Source organism: Acidovorax sp. GW821-FHT10A04, assembly GCF_059415825.1.
Genome location: NZ_JBWKNZ010000001.1, coordinates 374,864 through 390,287, shown reverse-complemented (window position 1 = coordinate 390,287; position 15,424 = coordinate 374,864). Strand labels below are relative to the sequence as shown.

The 15,424-nt window shown below is 60.6% G+C and carries 10 protein-coding genes; 4 read left to right on the top strand and 6 right to left on the bottom strand.

Translation table 11 applies throughout. The features are described 5' to 3' along the window. Positions 1–188 precede the first annotated feature (188 nt). On the bottom strand, positions 189–3,245 hold the full coding sequence (locus tag AC07PF_RS01800; RefSeq protein ID WP_494610677.1) for a phospholipase D-like domain-containing protein: 3,057 nt from the start codon (positions 3,243–3,245) through the stop codon (positions 189–191). A gap of 361 nt (positions 3,246–3,606) precedes the next feature. Between AC07PF_RS01800 and AC07PF_RS01795 the strand changes: the two genes are divergently transcribed. From AC07PF_RS01795 to AC07PF_RS01780, 4 genes are all read left to right on the top strand, one after another. After that, positions 3,607–3,879 carry a hypothetical protein gene (locus AC07PF_RS01795; RefSeq protein WP_494610676.1) on the top strand — a complete coding sequence of 91 codons (273 nt, stop codon included), beginning with the start codon at positions 3,607–3,609 and terminating at the stop codon, positions 3,877–3,879. 46 nt (positions 3,880–3,925) lie between these two features. After that, the gene (locus AC07PF_RS01790) at positions 3,926–5,206 is read left to right on the top strand and encodes a metallophosphoesterase family protein (RefSeq protein WP_494610675.1); all 1,281 of its coding nucleotides are present in this window, start codon (positions 3,926–3,928) and stop codon (positions 5,204–5,206) included. A gap of 23 nt (positions 5,207–5,229) precedes the next feature. Beyond that, positions 5,230–8,712, top strand: coding sequence for an ATP-binding protein (locus AC07PF_RS01785; protein WP_494610674.1), 3,483 nt, complete (start codon positions 5,230–5,232; stop codon positions 8,710–8,712). A 69-nt stretch (positions 8,713–8,781) separates the two neighbouring features. Continuing rightward, a complete protein-coding gene (locus tag AC07PF_RS01780; RefSeq protein ID WP_494610673.1) occupies positions 8,782–9,075 on the top strand; it encodes a hypothetical protein in 294 nt (97 codons plus the stop codon). Between the two features lie 25 nt (positions 9,076–9,100). Here the strand turns inward: AC07PF_RS01780 and AC07PF_RS01775 are convergent, their stop codons facing one another. From AC07PF_RS01775 to imuA, 5 genes are all read right to left on the bottom strand, one after another. Continuing rightward, a complete protein-coding gene (locus AC07PF_RS01775; protein WP_494610672.1) occupies positions 9,101–9,550 on the bottom strand; it encodes a helix-turn-helix domain-containing protein in 450 nt (149 codons plus the stop codon). 116 nt (positions 9,551–9,666) lie between these two features. After that, the gene (locus AC07PF_RS01770) at positions 9,667–9,978 is read right to left on the bottom strand and encodes an HU family DNA-binding protein (RefSeq protein WP_494610671.1); all 312 of its coding nucleotides are present in this window, start codon (positions 9,976–9,978) and stop codon (positions 9,667–9,669) included. 117 nt (positions 9,979–10,095) lie between these two features. Continuing rightward, positions 10,096–13,194: an error-prone DNA polymerase gene (locus AC07PF_RS01765; RefSeq protein WP_494610670.1), complete on the bottom strand. Its 3,099-nt coding sequence runs from the start codon at positions 13,192–13,194 to the stop codon at positions 10,096–10,098. A 28-nt stretch (positions 13,195–13,222) separates the two neighbouring features. Further along, positions 13,223–14,548: a Y-family DNA polymerase gene (locus AC07PF_RS01760; RefSeq protein WP_494610669.1), complete on the bottom strand. Its 1,326-nt coding sequence runs from the start codon at positions 14,546–14,548 to the stop codon at positions 13,223–13,225. Further along, entirely contained in the window at positions 14,484–15,281 is a 798-nt protein-coding gene (gene imuA, locus AC07PF_RS01755; protein ID WP_494610668.1) for a translesion DNA synthesis-associated protein ImuA, read from the bottom strand. Before imuA ends, AC07PF_RS01760 begins: the two co-directional genes overlap by 65 nt. Positions 15,282–15,424 lie beyond the last annotated feature (143 nt).

The window sequence follows — 15,424 nt, the reverse complement described above, 5'->3', positions numbered from 1 at the left end:
ATCGTGACTCATTCGTCACTGTAGTTGCCAACATTGCCTCAGACGTGAAGATGTACATGAGCCATGGCTGCCGCATAAATTGAAGTAAGCCAGTAGCCTGCAGCTGCGAGCATTTACAGAATCGTTTTATTCCGCTGCATAAATATACCTTGATGCTCGCGAAAGAAAGCTTCTCAGATTTCGAATGCTCACACCTCGCGTAGACGGAGAGGACTTCGGTATAGGAGGCGTTGGAGCTTTGGAAAGCGTTGAGCCTGTTCCTGGAAGCTGCCATAAATGACTAACTCCATCGTCTTGGGCTCCTCGATGAACCGTAGAGACAAAATCGGCTGAGACTCTGAAGCTAGGTTCTTTCGGAAATCACAAACTTTAAGATAGGTATTCAATGCCGCGTCGTGAACCCGCTCATCCTCCTCTGAATTTACGATGATGGAATTGCCATGGCTGATGTAAATTTTTGCCAGTTCGCAATAAAGGTTATCGAGCTGCAGGTCCTTGGAATCATCCCAAACGAGGGGAGCGAGGTCTTTCCGCTTTTGCTTCGGTATTTGACTTGAGGATGAAATTATTTTCTCGGCCGGTACATTTGAATGGGTGACGTGGCCAATCGGGGTTACCGTAACAGGAGCAATAGCGTTACCTGAATACTCGACCCATTTATGCATTGCGCCACGGCCATCTGTAAGGGTACTCAAGAACCTTTGACAGCGCGGATAGGCAGGTAGAACGTTGTGCTCCACTCCAAGCCAATAGCCGCCCGCGTCTTTTTTAACCTTCAATAGCTGCTTTGTCGAGGTACGGTCTACCCCAATAAGGTAGCCTACCACAAAGCCATGTAAGCTCGCACCACCCAATGCCGAGACCAGTGCCTCGGGTTGTGGATATCGAAAATTCTCTCGGATTTTGTTGACAATAAAGGACAGCAATGCAAGGTAAGAGCTATCTCTGCTGTTTGGGTTTTTAGCCAGCTCCCGTAATGTCGCCTTTTCAAACCTCTTTTTCGCTTCTTCCTGAACCACCTCCAAGCTTAGTAAGCTTTGGTGCCGCTTTTCGGATGCCCACGCCACCGCACTTAAATAACCGCGTGTTAGCGGAAATCTTGCAAGATTCTGATGCATAAGGCTTATGGATATTAGCCCTCGCTTTGAATGAATCACGTCAAACAGACTGAATTGTGTAGCCCATGATCCCAAAATGAGGCGTCGAACAAGGTCTTGGCCCGCGCCGCCTCTACTCAAAGACCAAACAAGCGCATCTCTATGCACGGGCTCCATGGGGGATTCAATATGCTCAAATATTCTCTTGCAAATTGAGTGATATGCGCGGTCTGCCTGCTCTGATGTGATGTTCTTAAATCGCTGACTCGCTCTGCCCGCTGCAGCCGATTCCCTGAAGCTTAACAACTTTATTGCTTGAGGTGGCAGGGTGAATTGCTGTAGCGACTCGGATTCTTCAATAAATCGAAGTGTCGATGGAAGATCAACGAGGTGAACATTATCCAAAAGATCCGGAACTATCTTGATCTCATATTTGTTCCCGGTTTGCAGAACAATAAACGGGCTTCGGAAGAAGGAATAAGTACCTGCCACAAGCCTCGACACCTCTTCGAACCCTAATTGTGACAAATTTGCGAGCCTCGTGATTAACGCCTCAACACTTAGGAGAATCGTTTGTCCATTTTGCTCATGCATCCTGGCGAGATGAAAGAACACGGTGTCGAATTTTTCAAGCCGCCGCGCCGCCCGATTTTCGGGATTCTCCGAATTTTCAATCTCATCAACTGATATTGCGATAGTGGCCCGGATATCGGTTGGGATATCCTTAGCTTGCTGCACCTCAATGGGTCGACCTTCGACGCCCCGCTCTTTCACTAAATGAGCTTGATACTTGGTGAGACGTGCATCCCATTTTTTATACGATCGCTCTAACAATTTAAGGCGTTGGCTCCAGTGGGCTGTCTTGATTAGGATGAGACCTGAGGAATCTTTTACGAAGCCTGAAGCCACCATCCCCTCAAGTACTATTCTGAAATAGCTTTTCGGCAGACTCCACCCTTTGGGGTACTCCAAATTTGAAATGGGCGCTTCAAACGACAGCGCATCGATAAGCCAGCAGACCAGATCATCCATTGGCCGTAAAGCTTCAAGTAACTGGTCCTTTCTGCTTTGCGCAAACCGACCACCTCGGTATACGAGGCGGTTTACACTCTCACCGGTAAATAGGGTTCTGGGATGGGAGGCGCATGATTCCAGAAGTGCAAGGTATGTATCGCGCATAGTCAGCTTTGGTGACTTCTGACGCATCGCTACATGTACTTCTGCAAAACTGAATGTCGCAATGGCATTCCTGCTAACATAGCCTGAGATTTCGGCTTCCAAGTCGAATGGCGCCGCCTTCTGCAGTGCACGGGATGTTGCCGAATTCGGTATCAGCACCAGTTCTCGCGCAAACGAAGCGACAGGCGCTGGTGCTGGTGCAGGCGCAGGCGCAGGTGCTGGTGTGGAGTCGAGTACCCCTTGCACCTCGCCGCTCGTTAAACGTGTTGCTATCGTGAGCGGCTCGTGGCCAAGAATCTTGACCAGCTTGGCGCGCACGCGCCGCGCTTGCGAATCAATCTGTGTCGCTCGCAGATCAGCGAATTGCACTGCAGCCTGTGAGATGCCATTCAGCTCATCGATCAGTTCCAGCACGCTCTGCAATGGTGGCGGCGAGGTCTGGGCCCAGATAGCATCGAACCATTGCTGGATTTCTCGAACTTGAACTGGGTCAGTGATGAGCACGCCAAACTCTGTACGCCGTAGCACACCAGCATCGGTCAGGTTTGCCGAGCCTGTGTAGGCTCCGACGCCGCTCACCACGGTCTTCGCGTGAATGGCTGGGTAGTGATGGATTTGGCCGCTATGCTCTTTGAGAAAGCCGTATACCGCGTCTCGTTCTTGAACCGAAGTTGCGGATAGCCACTCCAAGACATCTGATACAAGCCGCCAGGTGCGTGACAGCCCGATCAAGCGATGCAGGTAGCTCATCCCTATATAAGGGCTGACGATGCTCACATCGTGCCCACGAACCACCTGAACAATCGCTTGGTCAAATGGTGACTCTTGATTAGGTTTGTCTGGTGCGTGGTAAAGCAGCCTATGCACTTTGCCCTCTTGGTAGTTCTTCTTTAACAGCGCATTTTGCGCGCTCTGCGGGAACCTTAAAAGGAGAGTTTGAATCCGTGGACCCCGCCCAATGGCGTGCATGAAATTTACTCTGGGTCCTCCCCATCAATGTCGAAATGCTTCTTTTAGAGCACAGCGCTATGACCAGCGTTGTCGGCATGCCGACCCTCGCCTGTAGGTAACATGTTCCGAAGCTCGATACAGAGTGCACGTCGCGTTGTCTCGCCCAGTCCCACTGCGACGGAAAACTGAGCCAAGCGTTCCAATAACAGCCGCTGGGCCACGCGCTGTAGCGTGACCCGGCGAAAAGTTTGACCTATGCCCGTACTGCGGACATAGCTTCCAGATTCAGCTTGTAACATCCGAGGGGATCATTTTTGTTTTGACTCGGTCCCGTCACGACTCAGTGCTGTAATTCCATCCAGTCATGCACAATCACTGCATGGAACTTGACCAGATCGCCATCGCCTTGTTCGGCGCCCTCGCAGCCTGGCTGTCCCAGGCCCGCAGCGAGAAGCTGCGGCGCTGGGCCTGTATCTTCGGCATGCTCGGCCAACCCGCCTGGTTCTACGCTGCGTGGAAAGCAGACCAGTGGGGCATCTTCCTCGTGAGCGTGATCTACCTGGGCGCCTGGATGCGTGGGGTCTGGGTCCACTGGATCGCTCCGCCTCCCGTATCCGGCGTCGGCACCATCCAGATCTTCCCCCGCAAGTGACGTTGCCGCGAGGTCCGGCCGTGGGCAATCAACAGGAGACTCGCTCGTGAAATTCATCCACACCGCAGACCTGCACCTGGACAGCCCCTTGCGCGGCCTGTCGTCCTATCCCGATGCCCCCGCCGAGCGCCTGCGCACCGCCACGCGCGATGCCTTCGAGCGCCTGGTCACCGTGGCCATCGACGAGAAAGTGGACTTCATGGTGATCGCCGGCGACGTCTACGATGGCGACTGGAAGGACTTCAACACCGGGCTCTTCTTCGTGCGCCAGATGGGCCGCCTGCGCCAGGCCGGCATCCCCGTGTACCTGCTCTACGGCAACCACGACGCCGACAGCGAGATGACCAAGGGCCTGGAGCTCCCGGACAACGTCCACGCCTTCGCCTCGCGCAAGGCAGAGACCTTCCGCATCGAGCCACTCAAGGTCGCCCTGCACGGCCGCAGCTTCAAGGTGGCCGCCACCACGGAGAACCTGCTCCCCGGCTACCCCATGCCCATTGCAGGCTGGCTCAACATCGGCGTGTTGCACACCGCGCTCGAAGGCAACAACGAACACGCCAAGTACGCCCCATGTTCCGTGGCCGAGCTCCAGGCCAAGGGCTACCAGTACTGGGCCCTGGGCCATGTGCATGAGCACTGGATCGAGCGCGGTGACACCACCATTGCTTACCCGGGCAACCTGCAAGGCCGCCACATCCGCGAGACTGGCCCGCGCGGAGCGCTGTTGGTCAGCGCCGAAGGAGGGGAGATCACCGAGGTCGAGCGGATCGAAGTCGACGTGCTGCGCTGGCATGCCTTAGCCATCGATGTCAGTGCCTGCGAAGACCTGCGCAGCGCCGTCCGGCTGGCGGGCCAGGCGTTGGACGACCTGCTCACCAGTTCGCCTGCCGGCCTGCCCTTGGCGGTCCGCGTGAGCTTCACGGGCCAATCCGGGGCCCACGCGGCGCTGGCCAGCGACGAGGGGCAACTGCGCCAAGAGATGATCGCTCAGGCCGTGGCGCTGGATCCGGACCGCGTCTGGATCGAGAAGGTGCGCGTCGCCACTACGGCGCCCGCGACACAGGCCGCCGGCCTGGAGGGCGAAGCCCAGGACGCGCTCAACGCACTGCAGGACCTTGCTGCCTCTGCCCATGCCGACCCGGAGTTCCTGCAGTCGCTCCAAGCCGACTGGCAGGCCATGCTGGAAAAGCTCCCGCATGACGTGCTGCAGGCTTCACTTGAACTGGCACAGCTTCGCCAGGCGGATCAATCGCTCATTGCCGATCGAGTCCGCCAGGCCACCCCAGTACTCATGGCCCGCGTTGCCGGCGCCGGCGCCGCTGCCTGACCCACCCACCCAGCTCGACACCCATGCGCATCCGTGAACTCAAGCTGATCCGGTACGGCAAATTCACCGACCGCCACCTGTCGTTGCCCAAGCAGGCGAAGGACATCCACCTCATCGTGGGACCCAATGAGGCCGGCAAGTCCACCGTCCGCTCGGCCATCGGAGACTGGCTGTTTGGCATTCCGGTTAGGACATCCTTGGGTTTTCTGCACCCGATGTCCGAGCTGCGGATCGGCGGCGTGCTGGAGCGCATGGCCTCGGGCACAGCGGATGACCAGCAGCTTGCCTTTGACCGAACCAAGGCCACCAAGAACACTGTGCGCTCGCCCGAAGACGCGGTATTGCAGGACGCTGTGCTGCAGCCCTGGCTGGGCGGTATGCAGTTGCAGGCCTTTACACGCATGTATGCGCTGGACCACTCCACCCTCGTCGAAGGCGGCGCCGGCATCCTGTCGGCGTCGGATGATGTAGGGCGGCTGCTGTTTCAGTCGGCCGCAGGCATTGAAGGCCTCGCCGATGTCCTGCAGAAGCTGGAAGCAGAAGCAGACAGCCTCTGGGGAGCCCGAAAGGCAGGCCACCGGGTCTACCACCAGGCACACGAAGCCTACGAGGCGGCCGGCACCCAGTTCAAGCAGGTGGTGCTCAAGACCAAGGATTGGAAAGCCCAGCACGACGCCTTGCTCGCTACCGAACAGGCGCTCGCAGACGCACGCCAACGCGACCGGGACACTCGCCAGCAACTGAACCAACTGGAACGCATTCGCCGCGTGCGACCCATGCTGCAGGCGCTGGATGCAGCCCAGACTCAAAGGGAAGCTCTCGGCCTCAACGACGACGTTCCGCTGCTACCCGAGAATGCAACCGCCACCATTCGAGATGCGGCCCAGGCCATGGCGCTGGCGCAAGCAGAGAGCCAGCGTCTCGAGCAGGAAAGCTCCGCGCTGCGCATTCAGCTGGAGAGCATCCAGGTCGACCAGACCCTGCTGACTCTGGCCGCGGATATCACCGACCTCAATGAACGCAGGCTGCAGTACCGCAGCCACAGGACGGACATCGTCAAGCGCACCGAAGAGATCCAGACCCACTGGACTCGGGTGAAAGAGCTCGCTGGCGGTTTGGGTTGGGCGACCGATACCGAAGACGCTGTGCGCAAGCGCCTGCCGGCGGGGACCACGCGCAGCCGCCTGGTGAGCCTGCTCAAAGAGCGGGGCACACTGAACCAGCAACTGCGCAGCGCCCAATCCGCGCTGACCGATCGCGAGCAGCAGATGGAGCAGGCGCAGCAAGCGCTGGAGCGCCTGGTGGCGCGCGAGGTACATCCAGGGCTGGCAGGCACTGTCGAGAAGGCGCTGAGGCTTGGCGACCATGCCGGAGCAGTCTCCCAACTGGCTCAGAAGGCGGATGCACAGAGGGCATCCCTTGCAACTGCCCTGGCTGGCCTTGGCAAGTGGCGAGCCGAACCGGGCGATCTCGCAGGCATGCTCGTACCCGACGACACCGTGGTGCAAGGCCTGCTGGATGAGAGCCGAACAGGAGTCGCAGAGGCCCAGGCGCTGCAAGACGCGGTATCGACAAAGGCAGAGGAATTGCAACGGTTGGAGTTGGAGCTACAGCAGTTCGTCCAGGACTTCCAACCGGTGACCCGAGAGCAGGTCGACGAGGCCCGCCGGTCACGAGACCAGGAATGGCGGGCGATCAAGGCCGCGCCAAGCGAGCTGACCGCCAAGGCCAATGCCTATGAGCAATGGGTAAGCAAAGCCGATGTGCTCGCAGACACCCGGCTTGATCGCGTCCAACATGAAGCGACCCACCGGTCCAGGGCCGAACGCATCGAGCAAGTGCGTCTGGAGCTGCAGGGACAGCAGACACGACTGCAGGCCGCAAATGACCGGATCGAGGCCCGAACGCGCCAATGGCAAAGGCTGGCGGAGGCGAGTGGACTGCCACAGCTGCCGCTGGAGATGGCGCCGGCGTGGCTGCGCCAGCGCAGGACAGTTCTGGAGATTGGTGCCGAGTTGGGCCAGCTCGACCAGCAACACAAGGATCTGGTGACCGCCGGTGTCGAACTCGCAACTTCCTTCTGGTCGATGCTGGGCGGTGCCGCGGAAGAGACCGAGATGCCCACTCTTCACGACGGCCTGCAGCGAGCGCGCAAGCTGCTGGTCGCCGTCGACCAGGCGCAAGGCCAACGCAGCGCGCTGGAGCAGCAGGTGGCCGACGCCCAGAACAGCGTGCCCAGACTGCAGAACTTGGTGCAGCAAGCGCAGTCAGCGTGGAGCGAGTGGGAGACCGCCTGGCAGGCGGCCGTAACGGCGGCAGGCTATGAGAGCGCTGCGACAGCTGGCCAGATCGAGGCAGAGTTCGAAGCAATCAGCGAGGTTGAGCGCCTACTGTCCCTGATCCGTACTATCCGCAGCGAACGCATTGAACCCATGCAGATGGACCTCGCCGACCTGAAAGCGTCCGCAGAGGCCCTTGCTCAGCGTGCCGCCCCGGACTTGGTCGAGCAGGATGCCGACGCAATCGCCCAGGAACTCTTCGCGCGCCTCACGACCACTAAGCAGTCCGAGAAGACGCAACGCGAACTACGGGCCAGACAAGCCCAGGTCGAGGACGAGCTCGCCGAGGTCCAGCAGCGCCAAGCAACTCAGAACGCGCGCTTGGCGCCATTGATGGCCACGGCAGGTGTGGACGATATCAACGCGCTCGCCGCGGCAGCCGAGCAGTCCGAACAGCGCCGAGCCTTTGAAGCCAAAGTAGATGCAGCCCAGTCCGACCTGGTGCACGGCGGGGATGGACTGGGCCTGGACCAACTCCGCCAAGAGGCGCAAGGCGTCGCCCCCGACGAGCTGATGGCCGAGATCGAGCGACTGGGCGCGCAGTCCGCGCAACTGGTGGAAGAGATCGCCCAGTTGAGCAGCCAGCACGGAACCCAGCGCAAGGCCTTCGAGGCTTTGGACGGTACAGACGCCGCTGCGAGGGCCGATGCACGTCGCCAAGAAGCGGTCGCGTCCATGGCGGATGCAGCCGAGCGCTACCTCAAGCTGCACACAGCAGCCCGCCTGCTGAAATGGTCGATGGAGAAATTCCGCGAGACGAGGCAAGGCCCGATGCTGGCCAAGGCCTCGGCGACCTTCAACACCCTGACCCTGGGCTCGTTCGAGCGCCTTCTCGTTGACTCCGCTGACGAAAAGCCTCGGCTCTTCGGGATCCGCCCCAACGGCGCCCAGGTTGAGGTATCGGGGATGAGCGAAGGATCCCGGGACCAGTTGTATCTGGCACTGCGCCTCGCGGCTCTGGAGCTGCAGATCGAGCAAGGCCTCAAGATGCCGCTGATTGCGGATGATCTGTTCATCAACTTCGATGATCGGCGCACTGCAGCAGGGCTTCAGGTTCTGGGTGAGCTGTCGAGGAAGATGCAGGTGATCTTTCTAACCCACCATGATCACCTGGTGCCCCTGGCCAGGGAGGTGCTCGGTAGCGATCTCAATGTAGTGACGCTCTGACTGAACAAGCTGAGTTGCAAAGTCAGCCTGCTATGCTTTCTTCATCAGCATTTGAAGCGGAGAGAAAGAATGGATGCCAATGAACGCCTGGTGGCTTTGACCCGCATGCAGGAGACGTCGGATGCGTTTTATCGCAGCGCGGTGTCGATCGGCAACCATCCATTTATCGAGTTTGCAGGGCTTATGAATGAGTACATCACAGCCTGCCGCGCCGCGAACGCCAAGGGCATTGATTTCACGCAGTGCAATGTCCACAACGGGCAGGTCCTGCCGCTTCATCCCGTGATGTCGGATTACATCAATGAGAAGCTGGAGTGCATCTTCTCTGGAGCGAAGGTGCTGGAGGCCAGCGAGACGGCCTGAGGCTGCTGGAGCCGCACAAGAATTGCTACTGGGCCTCGGCCAGCAAAGCCAGCGCTTTGCGCTTGCCCAGGTTGAGAACCTCGTGGATCCGCAGCAGTTGCGCTGCGCGAGGATATGCCTTGCCGGTCTCCCAACGGTAAACCGAAAGGTGGCCTGCCTGAAGCAACTTGGCCATTTCCTTGGCCGTGAGGCCCAGTTCGGCGCGCTTGGCTGCCAACGCCTCTGGTTTGAAAACCCATTTGCGGCCGCTTTTGCGCGCGGGTGTCTCTTCTTCCACCGCCGCCTTCGCAGGAGCCTTGACCTGTCGCTGTGCGGCTTTGAGCTGCGACGTCAGCGTCTTCACGTCACGCTTCAGCGCGGCTATCTCGGAGCGATGGGATGTCAGTGCCTTTCGCATACCCTGGATCTCTGGCTTGAGTTCCTTGCGGGCCATGCGCACAACTTCTGCGCGGAATGCATTCGAGAAAGTATTCATGGACGCATTGTGTATGAATCTGCTGCGACACTTGAAAGTAGCACTTGTAATGAAAAACCGCCACAGGCCTCAAGCCTTGGCGGTCTCTTGAATTGTTTGGCTTTGGGCCAGAGAGATTACTTGCCGGCCTTGTCTGCCTTGCGCTTCGCAGCCTTGGGATCGACTGCAGCCTTGAACTTTGCACCAGCCACGAATTTCGGCACGGTCGATGCCGGAATCTTCAATGCAGCTCCGGTGGACGGGTTCTTGCCGGTGCGTGCCGCACGCTTTGCCGACTTGAAACTACCGAAGCCGACCAGCTGGACGGTATCGCCCTTCTTGACGGCGGTTTGGATGGTGTCGATCAGGGTTTCGAGGATGGCACCAGCGGCGACCTTGGACAGGTCGTGTTTGGCGGCCAGGACTTCAACGAGATCAGCGCGGTTCATAGGCTTTTAAGAATGAGTTGGAAGGCAGTTTATAGCGCATTTGCCACGCTCGAAGGGTGGTTGCTGACATGGGTAGCGTCAGCCCGCGCGTGTCGAAAGTGATGGCGAAATTTCAGGCTATTTGAAATCGCGGCTCTCCAACCGCCCCAGCCTCCCCAGCCATGGCGTCAGATCGACCAGCCGATCCGCGATCAGATTGGTCACCTGCCCCCGCCGCTGCCAAACCCCTTTGACCGCCAGCAGCCGGGACTCCAGCAGCACCTGCCGCTGCTCATCTCTTACCGATGACCACACGATCACCTGCACGGTCCCAAACTCGTCTTCCAAAGATACGAAGATCGTGCCCTTGGCCGTGGACGGCTGCTGCCGTAGCGTCACGATGCCAGCCGTGCGGATCACCCTGCCGTCGGGGATATGGCGCAGATCGCGCGAAGACAGCAGTTTCTTGGTGGCCATCCGTGGCCTCAGCAGGGCCAGTGGATGCCGGCGCAAAGTGAGCCCGGTGGACGCATAGTCCCACACGATCTCCTCGCCCTCAGGTGCCTCCTGCAGCTCCAGATACTCCTCGTTGATCGGCGCGTCCTGCAGCAGCTCCGGCGTTGAGTGCAGGCCTGCAGCGTCCCACACTTGCTGGCGGCGGTGGCCCGACAGGCTGAGCAGCGCATCTGCCGCAGCCAAGAGTTTCATCTCGTGCTGTTCCAATCCTGCCCGCATCGCCAAGTCTTCTGCACTGTCGAATGGCCCGTTTTCACGGGCGTCGACGATGCGCGCGGCCGAAGTGGCGTGCAGGCCTGCAACCATGTGCAATCCAAGCCGTACGGCAGGGATTGCGGGCAGGTTCTCCAGCGTCGATTCGACGGCGCTGTGCATCACATCGATCCTCCGCACTTCGACGCGGTGCCGCTTGGCATCCTGAACAAGCTGGCTTGGCGTGTAAAACCCCATCGGCTGCGAGTTGAGCAGTGCCGTCAGGAAGGCTGCGGGTTCATGCCGCTTGAGCCAGCAGCTGGCATAGACCAGCAACGCGAATGACGCCGCATGGCTTTCCGGAAACCCGTACCCGCTGAAGCCCTTGATCTGCTGGTAGATCGACTGGGCAAAGGGCTCGTCATATCCCCGCGCCCTCATGCCCTCGATGAGCTTCGTCTGGTACTTCTCCAGGCCCCCGCGCTTCTTCCAAGCCGCCATGGCCCGGCGAAGGTCGTCGGCCTCGCCTGCAGTGAAACCCGCAGCGACCATCGCCACCTGCATGACCTGTTCCTGGAACAGCGTCACGCCCAGGGTGCGGCTGAGCACCTGCTTTAAATCCTCGCTCGGATAGATCACAGGTTCCAGGCCCTGTCGGCGGTTGAGGTATGGATGCACCATACCGCCCTGGATGGGTCCGGGCCGCACGATGGACACGGAGATCACGAGGTCGTAGAAGCATCGTGGTTTGAGCCGAGGCAGCATGGACATCTGCGCACGACTCTCCACCTGGAAAACGCCCACCGTGTCCGCACGAGAAATCATCTTGTACGTTTCGCGGTCCTCCACCGGAATGTCCTGCATCCCGAAGTCGTACCCCTTGCGCCGGCCCACCAGGCTCAGGGCCTTGCGGATGGCCGTGAGCATGCCCAGGGCCAGTACATCAACCTTGAGCAAACCGACTGCATCCAGGTCGTCCTTGTCCCATTCGATGACCGTGCGGTCTTCCATGCTCGCGTTCTGGATCGGAACCATGCGGCTGAGCAGACCCCGCGTGAGCACAAAACCACCGGGGTGCTGTGACAGATGCCGAGGAAACCCGATCAGTTGGCTCGTCAGCAAAATGAGCTGCTTCACCGCCAGGTCGTTCTCTGACAACCCCAGCTCCTCGAAGCGCTCCATCCGCACACCTTCGCCGTCCCACCACTGGTGACCTTTAGCCAGGGCATCCACGGTTTCCAGGCTGAAGCCAAGTGCCTTGCCGACATCGCGTATCGCTGACTTGGGTCCGTACGTCACCGCAATCGCGGCCAGTGCAGCTCGGTCCCTTCCGTATTTGGTGTACAGGTACTGGATCACCTCTTCGCGCCGCTGGTGCTCGAAATCGATATCGATGTCCGGCGGCTCATTGCGCTCCCTGCTTATGAAGCGCTCGAACAGAGTCGACATGCGATCAGGGTCCACCTCGGTCACGCCCAGGCAGTAGCAGACCACGCTGTTCGCCGCAGACCCACGGCCCTGGCAAAGGATGTGCTGCGAGCGCGCGAAGCTGACGATGTCGAACACGGTGAGGAAGTAGTGCTCGTAGTGCAGGTCGCAGATCAGCTCCAGCTCGTGCTCGATCTGCGCTTGCACCTTGGCGGTGATGCCGTGCGGCCACCTGCGTCCAGCGCCTTCGTAGGTAGCCTGGCGCAGGTAGCTGGCAGGGGTGTGGCCCTCGGGTACCACTTCGTCAGGGTACTGGTAACGCAGTTCGTCGAGAGTGAAGGTGCATCGCTCGGCCACGCGAATCGTCTCAGCCAGCAGTTCATCGGGGTAGGTCTGTGTCAGACGCAGGCGACTGCGCAGATGGCGCTCGGCGCTGCGCTGCAGCTCGTAGCCGCACTCGGTCAGAGGCCGTCCTATCCTGGTGGCGGTCATCACGTCCTGCAGTGGTTTGCGGCTGCGCCGGTGCATATGCACGTCGCCCATGGCCACCAGTGGTATGGCAGTCAGCGCAGACAGCTCCCGCATGCGGTGCAGCCACAGTTCGTCATCGATGCGGCGGTTCAGGTCCACGCCAATCCATGTTCGCCCGATGAAGTGCGTCAAGGTCCAGCGCCCCAGCTCCTCCAGCTGCTCGTCCGTCCCTGTCCGGTCTGGCGTCACCATCACCAGGCAGTCGGCCAGAGCATCGCCTTCGATGGATGAGCGTTCAAGAAGGTAGGTGCCTTTCTCGGCGGTGCGCCGCAGCCGCGTGATGAACTGGCACAGGTTGCCGTAACCATCGAGGTTCTGCGCGAGGACCACCATCGTGAAGGGCAGGGCTGCCTGCACTTTGAACTGCGAACCCACCAGCAACTGCAGCCCCTCCTTCTTGGCGGCGACATGCGCGCGCACCACACCGGCCAGGGTGCATTCGTCGGTGATGGCAATGGCGCTGTAGCCCAGTTCCTTGGCGCGCTCGACCAGCTCGTCAGGCCAACTGGCCCCGACAAGGAACGTGAAATTGGAAACGCAGCGCAGCTCTGCGTAGAAGGGTAGCGCCATGACAGTTGCCTGAAGGTCGATGCATCGTTCAGGCGTACAGGCCGTGAAGGAACCAGCCTGTCTCGTCCTCGGCCAGGCGGCGTTGGAAGATCCACAGCACGCCGGCGTGCCGGCTCAAGGCGATCCAGTAGTCGCGCTGCACGTTGAGCTGGCCGGCAGGTGCGCTTGTAGCCGCTGAAGGCTCCCGGTGCCACCAGCCGCCCTCCACGCGGTCCGGGCCCAGCAGCAACTGCAGTTGCCCCTGGTAGATCGGGCGGTGCTCCCGCTCGGCCAGGCGCAGCGGTTCAGGCAGCACCCACGCGGGCAGCGGCAGCTCGTGGCAGGGGAGCGAAGCGCGTGGACGTGCCATCTCCGCACCTTGCCAGCACTGCATCCATTCTGGGCGGTGGTCGGCATTCAGGACAGGACGCACCACGCGATCCTTGCCCAGTCGGGCCTGCACGCGCTCCAGCACCAGGGACGTGGCTTCGCCCTGGCGGATCGTCTCAGGCAGGAGTGACTTGCTCTCCTGCTTGATGGGGATGGTCTCGGAAGCAAGCAGCTCGATGTCGCCAGCGGGTGCCAGCAGCTCGACCTTGGACAGGTGCTCGCTGAGCAGGCGGCCCAGGTGGTCCACGTTCTGCGTGGGCTCTGCCGTGCGCACGGTGATCTCGCCGCCTGTGCCTGCGGTCTTGGCGCGCATCGCGTCATGGGCCCAGCGAAGCGTGAACGAGGTGACGCCCATGTGCCTGGCCGCGAGCCAGCCGGACATCTGCAGCAACAAGCGGCGGGCGCCGAACATCAGCGCCATCGCATTCTCGACGCGGAACATGAACTCCAGGCGGGCACTGAAGGTCTCGGGAAGTTGCTGCCACTCGCAGACCTCCGGACGTAGTCCGTAGGCCTGGTCCAGGCTGTGAAGCAGCTCCTTGTCGAAGCGCCGACCCAGGCCACCCCGAGGCAGCTTGCGTACATCACCCAGCGTGCGTGATCCGAGGCGGTGCAGCGTGCCCTGATGGCCCGCCACCGCAGTGATCGTCTCCAGCGGCAGCTTGTCGAGAATGGATGGCAGCGGGCCGGCAAAGCCATCCACCACGCGCGAACGCACCAGCGCCAGCGCCGCTGTGCCCGTCGGTGCCCAGGCGAAGGCTTCGACGCCCAACTTCAAGGCTTCCGATTCGATGCGCCCTCGCAGGAGCAGCAGGCCGCCAAACAGGCGTGCGCAGGCTCCGACCTCCATCAGGACCACCTCTTCGCGCACCGCCACCCTCGGAGAGAACTGCAGCGCCCAAACAGCCAGGGAAGGCAGGTCAATGGCGGTGCAGGACTCGGTGCTGGTCTTGTGCGGTAGCAGTGCGGCCCAGATGCCGATCATCGGTGGCCTCCTCTCTGCGCAGGGGGATGGCGAAATCGGTGTCCAGGCGGTGCAGTCGCGGCGGCAGCACCTGGCTCAGGAGGCCGGGGATGGCCTGCAGTTCCAGCACACCGGGGCATGGCGTGCCACGGCGCTTGAGGATGCGCACATCAATGTTCCAGCCTGTGCCGAGCGACACCAGGGTGCGCAGTGGCGCCGGCGAGGCCTCTCGCTGCGCGCTCAAGGGCCGAAAGAGAAAGACAGGCGACTGGCAGGACTGGGCGTGCACCTGCAGACGCCTGATCTGGTCTGCGCGGACTTGGGGGAGCCAGGACAGCACCGCGCCGCGGGGATTGGACTTCACCAATTGCTCCGTCACCCACAAGCGCTCGGCTGGTGTTTTGGCCTGGATCCACACGATCTGGTCGGCGGGCACTCCCAGCTGAGACAGGCCACCGGCATGGGGCTGCTGTGGCGGGGCTACGAGCAGTATCTGGCCGCCGTTCTGGATAAGGCTGGGCAGGCATCGGCTCAGCAAGCGCCATTCGCACAACGGTGCTTGCGCCGTGAGTACCTCAGTCAGGGCGCGTGTAGGCCAGCCACCACCTGGCAAGGACGCGTCCAGCAGGTCAAAGCCCGTGGAGATTGTCGGGTGGCCGTCGTGCACCAGGTCGTCGCCCAGCCACACCGACTCCCGTACCGAGATGGGCAGGCTCTGGGTGTCGAAGGGCTGGAAAGCGTGGGCGGCGGACATGGCAAAATACTGTAATTAAATACAGTATATGAATAGACTTACTGACATGGAAAGAGGGTTCCGACGGCGGTTGAAGGCCATTGCGGGCGGTTCGCACCCAAATCGATAGCGGGGAAATCAGCGTCTGCGCTGGAGGATCAAAA

What these genes read in the sequence shown, in the direction of transcription:
- AC07PF_RS01800 (WP_494610677.1), bottom strand. Translation starts at nt 3,245, where the DNA reads ATGCACGCCATTGGGCGGGGTCCACGGATTCAAACTCTCCTTTTAAGG.
- AC07PF_RS01795 (WP_494610676.1), top strand. Translation starts at nt 3,607, where the DNA reads ATGGAACTTGACCAGATCGCCATCGCCTTGTTCGGCGCCCTCGCAGCC.
- AC07PF_RS01785 (WP_494610674.1), top strand. Translation starts at nt 5,230, where the DNA reads ATGCGCATCCGTGAACTCAAGCTGATCCGGTACGGCAAATTCACCGAC.
- AC07PF_RS01780 (WP_494610673.1), top strand. Translation starts at nt 8,782, where the DNA reads ATGGATGCCAATGAACGCCTGGTGGCTTTGACCCGCATGCAGGAGACG.
- AC07PF_RS01775 (WP_494610672.1), bottom strand. Translation starts at nt 9,550, where the DNA reads ATGAATACTTTCTCGAATGCATTCCGCGCAGAAGTTGTGCGCATGGCC.
- AC07PF_RS01770 (WP_494610671.1), bottom strand. Translation starts at nt 9,978, where the DNA reads ATGAACCGCGCTGATCTCGTTGAAGTCCTGGCCGCCAAACACGACCTG.
- AC07PF_RS01765 (WP_494610670.1), bottom strand. Translation starts at nt 13,194, where the DNA reads ATGGCGCTACCCTTCTACGCAGAGCTGCGCTGCGTTTCCAATTTCACG.
- AC07PF_RS01760 (WP_494610669.1), bottom strand. Translation starts at nt 14,548, where the DNA reads ATGATCGGCATCTGGGCCGCACTGCTACCGCACAAGACCAGCACCGAG.
- imuA (WP_494610668.1), bottom strand. Translation starts at nt 15,281, where the DNA reads ATGTCCGCCGCCCACGCTTTCCAGCCCTTCGACACCCAGAGCCTGCCC.